Annotated in this window: 14 protein-coding genes and 1 tRNA gene; 4 read left to right on the plus strand and 11 right to left on the minus strand. The window is 41.7% G+C overall.

The genetic code is table 11. The annotated features are described in order from the left end of the window. Positions 1-2: 2 nt before the first annotated feature. The 7 genes from RBB12_RS04570 to RBB12_RS04600 all read right to left on the minus strand — a co-directional run bounded on the left by RBB12_RS04570 (position 3) and on the right by RBB12_RS04600 (position 6,406). On the minus strand, positions 3-647 hold the full coding sequence (locus RBB12_RS04570; RefSeq protein WP_306013414.1) for a hypothetical protein: 645 nt from the start codon (positions 645-647) through the stop codon (positions 3-5). 250 nt (positions 648-897) lie between these two features. Continuing rightward, positions 898-1,515 carry a CatB-related O-acetyltransferase gene (locus RBB12_RS04575; RefSeq protein WP_306013413.1) on the minus strand — a complete coding sequence of 206 codons (618 nt, stop codon included), beginning with the start codon at positions 1,513-1,515 and terminating at the stop codon, positions 898-900. Then, positions 1,515-1,895, minus strand: a complete 381-nt coding sequence (locus tag RBB12_RS04580; RefSeq protein WP_306013412.1) for a hypothetical protein — start codon at positions 1,893-1,895, stop codon at positions 1,515-1,517. Before RBB12_RS04580 ends, RBB12_RS04575 begins: the two co-directional genes overlap by 1 nt. 12 nt (positions 1,896-1,907) lie before the next feature. Beyond that, a complete protein-coding gene (locus RBB12_RS04585) occupies positions 1,908-2,774 on the minus strand; it encodes an SDR family oxidoreductase (protein ID WP_306013411.1) in 867 nt (288 codons plus the stop codon). 23 nt (positions 2,775-2,797) lie between these two features. Then, a complete protein-coding gene (locus RBB12_RS04590; protein WP_306013410.1) occupies positions 2,798-3,901 on the minus strand; it encodes a serine hydrolase domain-containing protein in 1,104 nt (367 codons plus the stop codon). Positions 3,902-3,997: 96 nt separating this feature from the next. Beyond that, complete coding sequence (locus tag RBB12_RS04595) at positions 3,998-5,773, minus strand: helix-turn-helix domain-containing protein (RefSeq protein WP_306013409.1); 1,776 nt, start codon at positions 5,771-5,773, stop codon at positions 3,998-4,000. 559 nt (positions 5,774-6,332) lie between these two features. Next, a tRNA-Arg gene (locus tag RBB12_RS04600) sits at positions 6,333-6,406 on the minus strand. Between the two features lie 62 nt (positions 6,407-6,468). Between RBB12_RS04600 and RBB12_RS04605 the strand changes: the two genes are divergently transcribed. Further along, the gene (locus RBB12_RS04605; RefSeq protein WP_306013408.1) at positions 6,469-6,981 is read left to right on the plus strand and encodes an adenine phosphoribosyltransferase; all 513 of its coding nucleotides are present in this window, start codon (positions 6,469-6,471) and stop codon (positions 6,979-6,981) included. Here RBB12_RS04605 and RBB12_RS04610 read toward each other — a convergent pair. The 3 genes from RBB12_RS04610 to RBB12_RS04620 form a co-directional block, all read right to left on the minus strand. Continuing rightward, on the minus strand, positions 6,972-7,121 hold the full coding sequence (locus RBB12_RS04610; protein WP_179384282.1) for an SsrA-binding protein: 150 nt from the start codon (positions 7,119-7,121) through the stop codon (positions 6,972-6,974). The two genes, RBB12_RS04605 and RBB12_RS04610, sit on opposite strands and share 10 nt — an antisense overlap. A 518-nt stretch (positions 7,122-7,639) precedes the next feature. Further along, the gene (locus RBB12_RS04615; RefSeq protein WP_306013407.1) at positions 7,640-9,415 is read right to left on the minus strand and encodes a M56 family metallopeptidase; all 1,776 of its coding nucleotides are present in this window, start codon (positions 9,413-9,415) and stop codon (positions 7,640-7,642) included. After that, positions 9,412-9,771, minus strand: a complete 360-nt coding sequence (locus RBB12_RS04620) for a BlaI/MecI/CopY family transcriptional regulator (RefSeq protein ID WP_306013406.1) — start codon at positions 9,769-9,771, stop codon at positions 9,412-9,414. The genes RBB12_RS04615 and RBB12_RS04620 overlap by 4 nt, the downstream gene beginning before the upstream one ends. Before the next feature lie 151 nt (positions 9,772-9,922). On the opposite strand from RBB12_RS04620, the gene RBB12_RS04625 reads away from it, so the two are divergent. After that, on the plus strand, positions 9,923-10,861 hold the full coding sequence (locus RBB12_RS04625) for a calcium/sodium antiporter (RefSeq protein WP_293284402.1): 939 nt from the start codon (positions 9,923-9,925) through the stop codon (positions 10,859-10,861). 63 nt (positions 10,862-10,924) lie between these two features. On the opposite strand, the gene RBB12_RS04630 is transcribed toward RBB12_RS04625, so the two are convergent. After that, on the minus strand, positions 10,925-11,935 hold the full coding sequence (locus RBB12_RS04630; protein WP_179384278.1) for a glutamine synthetase beta-grasp domain-containing protein: 1,011 nt from the start codon (positions 11,933-11,935) through the stop codon (positions 10,925-10,927). 211 nt (positions 11,936-12,146) lie between these two features. Between RBB12_RS04630 and RBB12_RS04635 the strand changes: the two genes are divergently transcribed. Next, on the plus strand, positions 12,147-14,333 hold the full coding sequence (locus RBB12_RS04635; protein ID WP_179384277.1) for a glutamine synthetase III: 2,187 nt from the start codon (positions 12,147-12,149) through the stop codon (positions 14,331-14,333). Between the two features lie 80 nt (positions 14,334-14,413). Beyond that, positions 14,414-15,592, plus strand: a complete 1,179-nt coding sequence (locus RBB12_RS04640) for an AIR synthase related protein (RefSeq protein WP_306013405.1) — start codon at positions 14,414-14,416, stop codon at positions 15,590-15,592. Positions 15,593-15,619: the final 27 nt, after the last annotated feature.

The raw sequence follows: 15,619 nt of genomic DNA on the forward strand, positions 1-15,619 counted from the left end.
TTTTAAAATTTAATGCCCACATATAGGTTGGGTTCAAAAAGGAAATAGTTTTTCCATTTGTTGTCCAACCGTTTGAATTCATCAGGGGTATTGGTGTCGATCATCCAATTTTGACAATGAATTTGTGGTTCAACAAAGATTCGTTTCTTTTTCCCAAAGGCAAAGTGATATCCAAGATGATAGGAGGTATAGAGCTTAAATCCATTTGCTATTTTTTTGTTGTCCAAGTCCAAATACGTTTTGTATTGTGGCAAGACCTCCACGGAGGCAAACAATCCTTTCCAAAGCATACGTTGGTAAGATACGCCAATTCCTGTTTCCCTAAGATAACCGGGATAGAACTCCGTTTCAGAATCTATTTTGTCCAAAAGGCCATCCCACCATTGGATACCCATGGGTTGAAATAGTCTCCAGGTCGCAAATTTCACCCCAATGATATTCTTGGAATCCAATTCTTGCTTTACATGGAGCTCAATGTGCTGTGTATTCGTCCGTTCGCCCCCTTCACCAATGTTGGCCAAAATAATGGCGGGGAAACTGACCCGATACTTGAATTTTGAGCCATTGTTTGTCAATGAATCATTGTTGTCCTGTGCGAAAGAGGCGAGGGTACAAAGTGTTAATCCGATGATTGCTAGTTTTTTCATTTTTGATATTTGTTTGATTGTTCGTTTTTTGATGTTTCAATAACTAAATTTGATGATGCAAAGAAAGGTGGAAAGGAAAGGCTGGTCGTACTGAATTATGATTTGAAACCTTTTTGTTCTTTAGGCTAGGGGAGCGCCTTATTTCATTTTGCTCTCACAGAGCCAATGAATGGGAAATAAAAAAAGGCTCAACGTTTTAACGTTAAGCCTTTTCCGGAGTAGTAAGCTATTTTCCAATCGATTATTATCCCTAAAACAACTCTTCTGGATTGGAGGTCAGCTTAGCTACATTCTGGGTGATTTTTTCCAAGTCCCAATCCCACCATTTTATTTCCAATAATCTTGCAATGCTATCCTCGGAAAAACGCTTTTTTATTTCTTTCGCTGGATTTCCACCAACTATGGTGTAGGGTTCCACATTCTTGGTCACCACCGCCTTGGTGGCAATGATGGCCCCATCACCTATCTGAACCCCTGGCATTATGGTTGCATCATGACCTATCCATACGTCATTCCCAATGACCGTGTCACCTTTGGTTGGGTAGCTTTTCCCCTTCATGGCATCTTGCCAGGCCCCTCCAAAAATGGCAAACGGATATGCTGATGTTGCTTCTGTTAAATGGTTTCCACCGTTCATTATGAAAGTGGCGCCCGATGCAATCATGCAGAACTTGCCGATAATCAACTTGTCCCCGATAAAATCAAAATGGTACTTCACGTTTTTCTCAAAGTTGGAAACATCATCAAAATCATCATAATAGGTATAGTCCCCTACAATAATGTTGGGATTGTTGACTAGGTTCTTTAGAAAGCAAAGGTTTTTGTAATTGGACAACGGAAAAACGGTATTTGGATCTGGAATGTTCATTAGGATTTGATTTGTTGTGATGATTTAAATAGTGTAATAGCAAAAAACAAGGTGATTATCGCCTGAGACTTCTCTATCATGGTTTCTGCTAGAAGGTTACCAAGGGTATTCAATGCAAAAAAGACCGCAAATACCATGAATATCCTTTTTATCGCCATAGCTGTAAAAATAGGTTTTATAATCTTGATTTTCATAGCTAGGACCATCCCTAGAAATAGCATTGTAACCAATGCAATTCCTTCCAACAGATAAAGTTTTTCGATGGAATCGATTTTACCGCCCCATACAATATGATGAGGTACTATTTGCAGAAGAATGAATATATGCATGACGCAGTAACCCAATACAATAATTAACATTCCTTTTTCCCAAGTTATCATGGTCGTTCTTAGTTAAGTTTGCAGTTTTTTAGCCTCTATTATGTAATACTCTTTTAAGCGATGTTCGCCATAAGTTGGTGTGATATGGTCCTTTGCCATTAAAGTTAAAAAGAACTCGATAGGTCCATAGGTTTTGACGCTGGTGAATGTTCTGAATACCCATAGGGTCAGTTTTCGGGACCAATCAGGTAAATGAACAATTCTTATAGGTTTGTTCAAAGCGTTGAATGCAAGTTTTCCAATTTCGTTGAGGCTCAGCACATCAGGACCTCCAAGGGTCATTTCTTTATTATAATCAGTTAAAGTATCAACAATGGCTCTTGCTAGATCTTCACCATGAATTGGGTTGAATCTTTGATGGCCGGAACCAAATACATACACACGACCTGATTTGGCCATTTGTAAAAAGTCCCTCATATCGGAGAAAAAGCCATTGGGCCTAACAACCGTATAGTTTATTCCGGAAGAACGTAAAGCATCGACAAACTTCTCTTTGGCCTCAAAGATCTTCAAATTTCTGTATGTGTCGCCATCGACCGCTGAAACATAAACAAAGTGATTGACCCCAGCTTTTTTGGCTTCGTCAAGTAGATTCATGTTCGCCTGATAATCCACATCCATATAAGTAAGTCCATCTTTCTGTCGAGTTATGCCAACCGTGGATATAACGGTATCGATTCCTTTACATATGTCCCGCAAGGTTTTCGGATCTGTCACCTCGGCCTGTTTGATTTCTAAATAGTTTTCATTGAAGGCTTTTATTTTTTCCGGATTGCGCACAATCGCAACGACCTGATTTTCTTTTTCGATCAAAACCTCCAACAAATATCTGCCCAAATAGCCCGTTGCACCTGCAAGTAATACATTGGTATGTTTCATTGCCAATTCGTTTTAAAGTTATTTCAATTAAACTCGTTGGCTAACAAGTGGTGGATAATGGTATTGCGTTGTTCTCCTGTATCATCTTGCAGATTGCTCAAGAGTACAATGGTTGCATCGTATGCCGGTATAAAACCGATCATACTCCAATAGCCGTTAATATCACCACCATGCCAGTACATTGTTGTGTTTCCCGCTTGGGTCGTAAACCATCCCATACCAAAATCTACATAGCCACTCGGTACATCTTGGGCAAATATTTCTGCTTTTTCAGCTTCGGTAAACCAATCTTTTTTTACTGCGTTGGTCCAGGTTTCCATATCCTTTGGTGTACTACTAAAATCACCGGCGCCAAATGCAAGGGTCATTGGATATGTGCTGTTGGGACTTCCATTTAGATACCCTTGTGCGTGGGTGTTGGTATCAATTTCATCGGTGCCTTTGTATGAATTTGCAATGCCTAACGGATTAAAAATATGCTGCTGGATGTATTGATGGTACGAAATGCCGGACAATTGCTCCACCAAAAGTGCGGCAATAAGATAGTTGGAATTGCAATAGTGCTTATTTGAGCCTGGTGTAAAGCTGAGCCCGTTTTCTAAAATCAGTTCCTTAATGAGAGCGTAGATATCCAATCGATCCAAAACCAAACCTTCTTCAAAAGCTTGTTCCGCCACTAATTGGTATTCAGGAATCCCGGATTGGTGCGACAATAGGTGTCCAATGGTAATCTGGTCCCCGTTAGGAAATTCAGGGTCAAACTCATCCAAAGTCTGGTCAAAACCAGTAATAAGACCATCCCGCTTTAATCCCACTATGGCCGCTGCGGTCAATGTCTTGCTGACCGAACCGATGCGATAGGCGAGCTCTTGGTTTTGTGGTAGGTCCGTACTTTGATTTGCCAAGCCAAAGCCTTGGCGCACCAAGTCATTTCCGTTTTTCGTAACAATGGCATACCCTTGAAAATCACTTTCGGTCAATAAGTTTTTTACGTTTTTGTAGTCTGTAGAAGGTAAACTTGTATCATCATCATTGGAGCAGGACGATACTAGCATAGCTATGGTAAGCAATAGCAGTAATGGGAGTTTTGAGACTGAATTGTAACGTTGTTTGATTGATGCGTTCATGACTGTTCGTTTTTTGATTATTGATTTTGGTGCAAAGATTAACTGGATTGATTAGTCAATCGTTCTAAATTATAATCTGAAACGAACTAAGGGAGTTTAGGATAGATTGGATTTCATCCAAGTTCTAGGTGTAACTCCTTCTGTTTTTTTAAAGTAGGTGTTGAACACGCTCTTGGAATTAAAACCACTATCATAGGCCAACCCAAGAATGGTAAGGTGCGCATTTTTAGGATTCAGCGCTATGGTTTTAAAATGCTTTAAGCGGTAGGAATTCACAAAGTCATTAAAATTGGTATCAAAGGCTTTGTTGATCAGAAAGGACATTTTATTGGTGTTTAATCCCAAGACCTCCGCTACAAATTTTAAACTCAAATTTTGGTTTAAATAGGGCTCTTCTTCGATAAAATAGGAAAGGAGTTCTTCTTTTAAGGAGGCTATTTGACCGTTATCCAAAACCGCTGATGTTGATTTCTCTCCGTCATCCTTTTCTGGTTTAATATCCGAAAGGCATAAACTGGAATGATGTAGGTCTTTAAAAGCCTTTATTTTTTGCAATGGTTGCAAAAATGGCTCTTGCCTATAATTAATGACCTGGCCGCGTCTTTGGTCTATCAATTCCCTTAAGCGTTGGAAGGCCTGTTCTTTGAGGTCTGAACTGCTTAAAATAAACAGATCATATGGAACCAGCATCGTTTGGTCGTTTCCAAGTCGTGCCCAATGTTCAATCATCTCATGGGGAACTTCCGTGTGCTTTTCATTTATGATTTTGAACAAAAGCTGTTTTTCTTTAACTAATGATGTATTTCGGGTAAATTCGAGGAATTCGGCTCTTTTATTGAGCCATATCAGACAAAAGCATTTTAAATGATGCGCTAATTCTAGTTCGGGATTCAGGGTAAGCGCGTAATTGACCACTTCCAATGCCTTCTCAAATTCATTTTGGTAATAGTGTATATGGGCCAAGGTATAATGGTTGTTTGCCGAAAGGGGGTCTACTTCCAATAGCTTGTTTGCGTGTACCAGTGCTTGGTCAAAAAAACCAAGTGCCATGAACAGTTCTGCCATGGCTTCCAAACCATCGATATGATTCGGATTGATTTCCAGTACCTTATTGATATGGACATAGGCATTTTTAAAATCCCATTCTTCCCAAAAGAATTTGCCAACAAATGACAATGGATATTCAGGTAACGTGGCATCCAGTTCCTTGGCTATCAATAAATTGCTTATCGCTAGTTCTATCCCTTTTTGATATGGAATATAACCCCACATGGCCAGTAGGCCGTAGCATTGTAGGTTTGCATAGTACGCCTTGGCGTAATTTTTATCCAAAGCAATGGCTTGGTCGTAATAAGATATCGCTTCGTTGATACTTTGAGGTGTCCATTTTAATTGTAGGGAACGGCCTTTTAAAAATAATTGATAGGCATCAATGCTGTTGGTAGGTTCTTGGATCAACCGCTCCTGAATTTCAAAATGCCCAAAGTTGTTGCGGACTTCTTCAGCAATGCCCAGACTGATTTCATCCTCTAGTTCAAATATGTCGATCAATTCCCTATCGAACCTTTTTGACCAATAATGCGTTCCGTCCGCTACATCAATTAATTGTGCCGTGATTCTGACTCTTTCTTGGGACTTTTTAATACTTCCTTCAAGAATCGTATGCACGCCCAGTTGTTTGCCAACTTCCCTAACATCGATGTTTTTTCCCTTAAAGGCAAAGGAAGAAGTTCTTGCAATAACTTTAAGCTGGTCGATTTTTGTCAGTGCATTTATAATTTCCTCTGTGATTCCATCGCAGAAGTACTCATTGTCAATATCATTGCTCATATTGACAAAAGGCAGGACTGCTATGGACTGTGTAGTGCTCATTAATTTGGACCGCCGAGATGATTAAAACGGTCTCGAATTGTCGCCAACCTTCAGGTTATATTATCTACCAGCTTTGGCAGATGGGCAAGTTAAACATTGTTTTTAATTTTCACATTAATTATTGGCTATCTACAATTTTTTTAAGTGGTATTACCAAAAAATGTTATACATGTATTAAAATGGGCAGTCTTAAATATTGATGAGCCAAATTGTGTTGTTTGTGCTTGATTCCCATATAGACCTAACGGATAAATAGTGATCTTAAAAAGTTGTTAGTCAGTATTAATTCAGAATTTTTTGGAGCACAGATTTAAGTTGAAGTAAAGGAATAGGATGAAGAATCTAATTTTAGTTACAATGAGATAAAAGAAAGTATTAAGTCCAATTTCCCATATTTTGGAGGGTACCCCTATGATTTGAAAGTTTCGTTGTTTTGGCATTGCTGCCCTGTGACCGCGGCAGGATGGTTCCACATCCTTAGCGCTACGCGCTGAAAATCAAAAATCCTCAAAATCAAAAAAGCAAGCTTTATGATTTTGCTTGCTTTTCGATTTATTCGTGACCGCGGCAGGATTCAAACCTGCAACCTTCTGAGCCGTAATCAGATGCGCTATTCAGTTGCGCCACGCGGCCTTATTTAAGGGCTGCAAATATATTTCTTTTTAACTTTACCTCAAAACCCTAGCGAACAAAAAATGGATTTTGCACCCTACATTCGTGATATCAAGGATTTTCCCAAGCCCGGGGTCGTTTTTAAGGATATCACTCCACTCTTGAAAAATGCCACAGCACTGCAAAAGGCGGCCGATGCCCTGGTCGGTTTTACCAACCATATGAAAATTGATAAAGTGGTGGGTGTGGATAGCCGCGGATTCATATTCGCGCCCATGATGGCCGAAAAATTGGGTGCGGGCTTTGTAACGGTGCGCAAATCTGGCAAATTGCCCTATACCACCATCTCCGATACCTATGAATTGGAGTATGGGACAGGCACCCTCGAAATCCACTCCGATGCCATTGAGGTAGGGGATAAGGTGCTGGTACACGACGATGTGCTGGCCACGGGAGGTACGGCTCAGGCCGTTTGCAGATTGGTAGAGAAACTGGGGGGAGAGGTCGTCCAATGCAATTTTTTAATTGAACTTACCTTTTTGAACGGATTTGAAAAAATAAAGGATTATCAAAAAGCAGCCCTGCTTCAGTATTGATCGAGTGCCCTGGTGGTGATATAGTATCTCCAACCAATAATGGCCATCTGTAATTTGGATGCTTTGGCCAAGTCCAACCCCCTTTTACTATAAGAGGGCAACAGTGCCTTGTTCAGTTTTGCCAAAATCTTGTAAAACATATTGTTGTGTTGCTCTGTACAAATATACACAAAGCCTATTACAAGCAATGGAGGTCAATAGCAATGTGGCAACCCTAACGGTTAAATGAAGATAACCGTTAAGAGTTGCACAAGAAGTGTGATGAATACTTTTACAATTGCTATCATTTTTTGATTGATTTTTAAGGTTGAAAAAACAACTATTTTTCTGTTATGTCCCCGAATATATAATGATAAATGTCATGCTTCCAAGCATTTGGCCCAAAAACAATGCAATTGCATACGAGATTGTATTTTTAAAAACGAATAGCTCCTTCAAGTGAAACATGTTTCCTTGTTATAAATTACATTTTGTAATAATAAATATTGTTTTGATGTATAAAATGTTAGAAATGTAGGGGCTTTTTTGGGGTGAAATTAAAAACCAAGGGAGCTTTCGTTTAAAAAAGGGCTGTTTTTTGGGTTTTCGTTTTGTAGCAAAAAAAGAACCGCCTCGAAAGACGGTTCCACTGACTACTCAAAAACCATTGGTTTTTTGATCAATTGCCTTTTTTTGTAGTTACCTCGATAACGCCATTTTTGGCCTTTTTTCCATACTTCTCCATCGCGGTGTCTCCTTTAAGCACGCTAATGCTCTCAATCTCGTCAGGAGACATATTTTTAAAGTCTTTTGGTTCCGACTTTTTACCGTCGATATAATAGAGAGGTTTTCTTTTTCCATCATCTTTGATGTAAAAGAAACGGGAGTCTTCATCACCAATGATTACCTCATTTTCCTCATCGCTCACAGAATCTTCGATGACCACTACATTTTTGTCTCTTTTTACATGGATCTTTTTTTCATCATCCGTTCGGATCATCACCACATTCTTGTGTTTCTCTTCTCCCACTTTTTTGATGGTCACATAGTTGACGTCCTTATCTTCCTCGTCCTTTGTTACAAAAATGGAAGCAACGTTATCTAAATCGATTTCCTCCATTTCTTCTTCCGTCAATCGCTTTCCATTAATGATGACCTCTTTCTCTGCATCACCTTCTTTTATGATGATTTCCGTATCATCATCGGTGGTCCAAGAGCCTTTGCCTTTAATTTGATGTATTTTGACGTTTTGGCCCTTGCCTGCGTTCCAAAAGGAAACCGCATTGTTCGTATCGTCGTACAACACGGTGATGGGACCAATGGGACCGTCCGAATTGCTGTTGTAATTACCGCTGAACGATTTGCCATCGGAACTCTTGCCACTCAATTGTAGCGAAATTTCAATGATTTCCCTATCATCATTCCGAACCGTGGTGTAGCTGAAGTCGATATCATCCTCGGCCAAATCTTTCTTCATTTGGTCCAATTCGGCATCCGTGGTGTTTTTATTTATGCTAAGCTCCACGGTTTTGTCATCAATGGGGGATTCTTCCACCATTACATCCTCTATGCTGTCCGATTCCTTATAAATATAAGTTTCCTTGATACTGAAACTTGCCAAGAACAGTCCCAACAGGGGTAGCATCACCAGAATTTTAAGGGCATTGATTTTTTTGGATTGATTTTGATTTAACATGACTATTCGTTTTTTGATTAATGAATTATAAAATGAATTGGTTAAGGCATATTTTGGTGTATTAACTGCCTGTTTAAGCATCAGGTATTGGTAGGATTTTTTGTCCGCAGCCTGGGCTATGGCAAAATGGTCCGCCAAGTATTCCAGGTTTTCTTTTACCGCACTTTTGTACAACCATAAGACCGGGTTGAACCAAAACACGATTTTCAGCAGTTCCAAGAATAGGATGTCCAAGGTGTGCCATTGCCGGGCATGCGCCTTTTCGTGCTCCAAGACGGCGTGCAGTTCGTTGGGTTCAAAAAGTTGCGGATTGTAAAAAATATAGTTGAAAAAGGAAAACGGGGTAATCTTCTTTTCCGTGACCAGGTGCAAAAATGGGGTTTCCTTTCTCCACTCTGCTTTTTCGGCCAAATTTTTCAATGAAATCAATTTAAGTATGAACCGTATCAATAAAAAAGCGCTCACGACTATGTAGATGGTAACGAGTCCATTTTGAAGCGTAAAAAATCCATTTTCCTGAAGAGTTGTTGACATCTCTCCACTGGCCGCACTTGCCTGAATCAGCGCAGGTTTCGCAATGACCACGGTCTTTTTTATCTTGATTAACGGGAACACAAGGGCCAGAATCAAACCGGATAAGAGAAACAATCTGTTTTCGGTAAAAAGGGTGTCCCTTTTTAAGAAGATATGGTATACCGCCAAAAAACCTCCGGATATAAGGACAGACTGTAAAATATACATATATAGTGGTTCCATCATTTCTTCTTTTCTATGAGTTCTATAATTTCCTTGAGTTCCGAAATGGATATTTTTTCTTCCTGTGCAAAATGTGAGACCAAACTTTTAAAGGAATCATTATAATAATCGGCAATGGCAGCATTCACAAATTTTTTGCGGTACTGTTCCTTGCTGATCACGGGGAAATAGCGATGGGTGTTGCCAAAGGCTTCATGGTCCACATATCCTTTTTCCTGGAGATTCCGAACTATGGTGGATAGGGTGTTGTAGTGCGGCTTTTCCCCTTCGATTTTTTCTAGGATTTCCTTTACAAAAGCCTTTTCGAGCTCCCAAAGGATTTTCATGACTTCCTCTTCTTTATTGGTCAATTTTTGCATGATCTAATCTTTAACTGCTCCAAACATAATACTAATAAAATAGTTAAACAACTATTTTTATAGTTTATTAACTATTTTTGTAGTTTTATTTATAAACTTTCTGTACTGCATCAATTTCCCAAGGCTTATATTTGTCCTAAAATTTAGGCTTTTGGGAAATCTGTTGTTTATACTTTTGGGTCTGGCCCTTTTGATTGCGGGAGGAAATTGGCTGTTGAAGTCTGCGGTGGCATTATCGCTTAAACTGAATATTCCTAAAATTGTGATAGGGATGACGGTGGTTTCTTTCGCAACCTCGGCACCAGAACTTATTGTAAGTATAAAGGCCGCATTGGATGGCTTTCCCGATATTGCCTTGGGCAATGTGGTGGGTTCCAACATTGCCAATTTGGGACTGGTGTTGGCCGTTACGGTAATCTTGCGAAATATTGAGGTGCGCAAAAGTTTTTATACCACCGACTGGCCGGTGATGATGGTGGCCTCCTTGCTCTTTTTTGGTTTTATCTATTTTGATGGGCAATTGGGACAAACCGAGGGCATAGTGCTGGTGTCCTCATTATTTGTGTTTTTAGTGTATCTGCTTCGTTTTCAAAAAACAGCCGTGGTGGATGATGCGCCCGAGGACGATGTGCCTCTTCCCCTCTACAAAACAGCCTTGTTCCTGGGACTGGGAGGTGCTGCCCTTTGGGGCGGTTCCGAATTACTTATCGATGGAGCTGTTGGACTGGCTTCGTCCTTTGGGGTGAGTGACCGGGTAATCGGGATAACCGTTGTATCGGTAGGGACCAGTATACCAGAGTTGGCGGCATCCGTAATTGCGGTTATCAAAAAGGAGAAGGCCATTTCCGTTGGCAACTTGATCGGTTCCAATATCTTTAATCTGTTGGCGGTGTTGGGAATCACTTCTATCATCACGCCTATAACCGTGGTGGACCAAGGATTGTTGTCCAACGACATATTTTGGATGTTGGGAATCTCCTTCCTTATCCTGCCCTTGGTGTTCTTCCCCAAAGGATTACGATTGGGGTGGAGGGACGGTCTGGTCCTTGCGGCCTTTTATACTGCATTTGTATACTTTACCATAACATAAAAACCGCCCCAAAAAAGTTCGGGACGGTTTTCACCTATAATCAACAACTAATCTATTATCCGTTTATACGTTGGCGGATTTTACTGTTTTCACAATAACGGCCGCTACTTTGTATGGGTCAGCGTTGGAAGCTGGTCTTCGGTCTTCCAACCATCCTTTCCATCCTTTCTCTACGGTCAAAATTGGAATTCGGATGGAAGCACCTCTATCGGAAACTCCATAGCTAAAATCGCTAATGGAGGCAGTCTCGTGCTTACCGGTCAATCGCTCATCGTTGTACTCACCATAAACGGCAATGTGCTCTGCGGTTACCGGACGGAAAGCCTCACATACCTTTTCGTATACTTCTTTCGACCCACAAGTTCTCAACAAGGTGTTCGAGAAGTTGGCGTGCATACCGGAACCGTTCCAGTCACCTTTGATGGGTTTTGGGTGATACTCGATATAGTAACCATAGCTCTCGGTCAATCGCTGCAGCAAGTATCGCGCTACCCAAATCTCATCACCGGCTTTCTTGGCACCTTTGGCGAACAATTGGAATTCCCACTGTCCAGCAGCAACCTCTTGGTTGATTCCTTCAAACTGAAGGCCTGCATCCAAACATAGGTCGGCATGTTCTTCAACAAGGTCCCTGCCCCAAGTGTTTCTACCACCAACAGAGCAATAATATAGACCTTGTGGTCCAGGATAACCACCTACAGGGAAGCCAAGCGGCAGTTGTGTGGCCGTATCCATAATAAAGTACTCCTGCTCAAATCCAAACCAGAAATCATCATTGTCATCATCAATAGTGGCTCTGGAATTGCTCACGTGCGGAGTTCCATCAGGGTTCAATACCTCGGTCATCACCAAGTAGCCATTTCTTCGAGCTGGGTCGGGATAAATGGCAACAGGTTTCAAGAGGCAGTCAGAGGAACCACCTTCAGCTTGTTTGGTAGAAGAACCGTCGAAGGACCACATCGGGCAGTCTTCCAATTTACCGCTAAAATCTTCCTCAATTCTAGTCTTACTTCTAATATTGGCTGTTGGTTCATACCCATCCAACCATAGATACTCTAATTTAGATTTGCTCATAATGCTGGTAGTTAATCGTTCTCAATTTTATGATGCACAAAAATAGTTTTTTCATTTAATTATCAATATTTTAAAGGGTTAAAATCACAAAATTGCATTTAATATTTATTTTACCCCTGTCAAGAGGAGGGTGGAATGAAAAAAAAGTAATTTTTGAAGCATATATTATTAAATTCTTAATTGTAGATTTGAATTTTAAAAATTATGGAATATGCCCAAAACAAGATTTGATGCCTTGGCCGAAAGCCGAAATAGGACACATGCCGATATAAACGAAACTGGTAAAAGATCCGAGCTGTTCGGGAAAAATGTCTTCAATGAAGAAAAAATGCTCCAGTTCCTTACCGCCGAAGCATTTGAAAAGGTAAAATCTGCGATTTTCCAGGGAACCAAAATAGACCGAAAAATTGCCGACCAAGTTGCCGAAGGGATGAAAGCTTGGGCACTTTCCATGGGAGCTACCCATTATACACATTGGTTTCAACCGTTGACCGGTGCCACTGCGGAAAAGCACGATGCTTTTTTCGATATCCTGCCCAACGGCAAGGCCATGGAAAAGTTTGGCGGGGCACAACTCGTACAGCAAGAACCCGATGCATCCAGCTTTCCGAGCGGAGGAATCCGTAATACCTTCGAGGCCCGGGGCTATACCGCGTGGGACCCTACCTCTCCGGCATTTATTTATAAGACAACACTCTGTATCCCAACCATATTTGTTGCATATACTGGTGAAGCCTTGGACAATAAGGCGCCTCTTTTGCGGGCCCTACAGGCGGTGGACCAAGCCGCAACCGGAGTGGCACAGTATTTTGACAAAAACGTACGGAAGGTTTATGCCACATTGGGTTGGGAACAAGAATACTTTTTGATAGATAAGGCATTGGTCAATTCCCGAATGGACCTCTCTGTAACGGGAAGGACATTGGTGGGCAGTTTTTCGGCCAAAGGCCAACAATTGGACGATCACTATTTTGGTGTAATCCCAGCAAGGGTCTTGGGCTTTATGAGCGAATTGGAAAAAGAATGTACCAAATTGGGCATTCCAGTGAAGACACGCCATAATGAGGTGGCGCCCAATCAGTTTGAGCTTGCTCCAGTTTTTGAAGAGGCCAATCTTTCCGTAGACCATAATTTATTGTTGATGGACGTGATGGAGGAGATTGCCGACAAATACAACTTCTCCGTGCTGTTCCACGAAAAGCCCTTTGCGGGAATCAATGGTTCGGGAAAGCACAATAACTGGTCTTTGGCAACCGATACAGGCGTCAACCTGTTGAGTCCGGGGAGCACGCCCATGAAAAACCTTCAGTTTTTGACCTTTTTCGTGAATACGATCAAAGCTGTGGACACTTATGAGGAATTATTGAGGGCATCCATAGCCTCTGCCAGCAACGACCATCGATTGGGAGCCAACGAAGCACCCCCTCCTATCATTTCCATATTTATAGGAAAACAGTTGAGCGATGTGCTGGATGAACTCGAAGGGGTTTCCAAAGGAAAATTATCACCCCAAGAAAAAACGGAGCTCAAATTGAACGTGGTTGGAAAGATTCCCGAAATATTACTCGACAATACGGATAGGAACAGAACCTCGCCCTTCGCGTTTACCGGAAACAAGTTTGAAATGAGAGGGGTAGGGGCCAAGACGAATTGTGCAAAGCCCATGACCATGCTCAATACCATTGTCGCCAAACAGTTGACCGACTTTAAAAAGGAGGTCGATGCGCTTATCGACAAGAAAAACCTAAAAAAGGACGAGGCGGTTTTCAATGTGCTTCGGGAATATATCAAAACCTCCAAGCGTATCCGTTTTGAAGGGGATGGCTATGGTATGGAATGGCAGGAAGAGGCGAGAAGACGCAAGCTGAGCATCAATAAAAACACACCAGAGGCACTTCAGGTCATCACGGCAAAGGAGAGTTTGGAGCTTTTCAAGCAAATGGACGTGATGAACGAGGTGGAACTCAAGGCCCACAAAGAGGTCGAGTTGGGAGCCTACATCTTTCATATTCAAATTGAAGGGCGTGTGTTGGGCGAAATGGTGTACAACCATATTATTCCAGCAGCAGTAAAGTACCAAAACATCCTTTTGGAAAACATTCACGGGTTGAAAGAAGTATATGGCGCGGCACACAAGAAAATGGGAGAAGTCCAGCTGAACATCTTGGAGCAAATCGCGGAGCATATCGTTGAAATCAAAAAGCTAACGGATGAAATGGCCGATGCCCGAAAGCGTGCCAATGGTATGTCAGCCGTGGAGAAAAAGGCCCAGGCCTATTGCAACAACGTAAAACCCTATTTTGATAAAATCCGGGAACACTCCGATACCTTGGAGAAATTGGTTGCAGATGAATTTTGGCCCTTTACCAAATATCGCGAGATGCTGTTCTCCAAATAGGACGAGCCTTAAAAATGTAAAAGACGGAAAGCATATCAATAGTTTGATGGCTTTCCGTTATTTTTGCCCAAACCTTTCATATGTCATCCGATACCAGTAAGAGATATGCACAACGAGGTGTTTCCGCCTCCAAGGAAGATGTGCACAACGCTATCAAAAATATCGACAAAGGCCTTTTTCCCAAAGCGTTCTGTAAAATTGTACCCGATTACCTTACGGGTAGCGAGGACCATTGTTTGGTAATGCATGCCGATGGTGCTGGTACCAAGTCCTCTTTGGCCTATATGTATTGGAAGGAAACGGGGGATATTTCCGTATGGAAAGGAATTGCCCAAGATGCCTTGATTATGAACGTGGACGATCTGATCTGTGTGGGTGCCACCGATAATATTATGTTGTCCTCCACCATTGGGCGAAACAAAAACTTGATTCCCGGAGAGGTGATTTCCGCAATCATCAATGGCACCGAAGAATTGATTGCCGACTTGGAGAAACACGGCATCACCATTCGGTCTACAGGAGGTGAAACGGCCGATGTGGGGGATTTGGTGCGAACCATCATCGTGGATTCCACGGTAACGGCCCGGATGGAACGCAAAAATGTTATCGACAATGCCAATATTAAAACAGGTGATGTGATCGTAGGCTTGGCTTCCTTCGGAAAGGCGAGCTATGAAACCGAGTATAATGGCGGCATGGGGAGCAATGGACTTACCTCGGCGCGCCATGATGTGTTTTCCAAATATTTGGCCAAAAAATACCCAGAAAGTTTTGATGCCTCCGTTCCAGAGGAATTGGTTTATTCGGGGAATACAAAATTGACCGATGAGGTGCCAGGTTCACCCCTTGATGCGGGAAAACTGGTTTTGTCGCCCACCCGGACCTACGCACCCATCATCAAAAAAGTGTTGGAGCGCTATTCATCCAAAGAAATTCACGGTATGGTGCATTGCAGCGGTGGTGCACAGACCAAAATTCTCCACTTTGTGGATAACCTCCACATCATAAAGGACAATATGTTTCCCATTCCACCATTGTTCAAACTGATACAGGAACAATCCAATACCGACTGGAAAGAAATGTACCAGGTGTTCAATTGCGGACATCGTATGGAACTGTATGTGGATGAGAGTGTTGCGGAGGAGATTATCGCCATTTCGCAGAGTTTTGATGTGGATGCCCAAATTATTGGTCGAGTGGAACCCTCCGAAACCAAAAAATTGACCATCCAGAGTACCTACGGCAAGTTTACCTATTAGCATACGATTTCTCTCGAAATAGCGTTT

The sequence above is a fragment of the Allomuricauda sp. MMSF_3307 genome (assembly GCF_030733585.1).
Taxonomy (GTDB): domain Bacteria; phylum Bacteroidota; class Bacteroidia; order Flavobacteriales; family Flavobacteriaceae; genus Flagellimonas.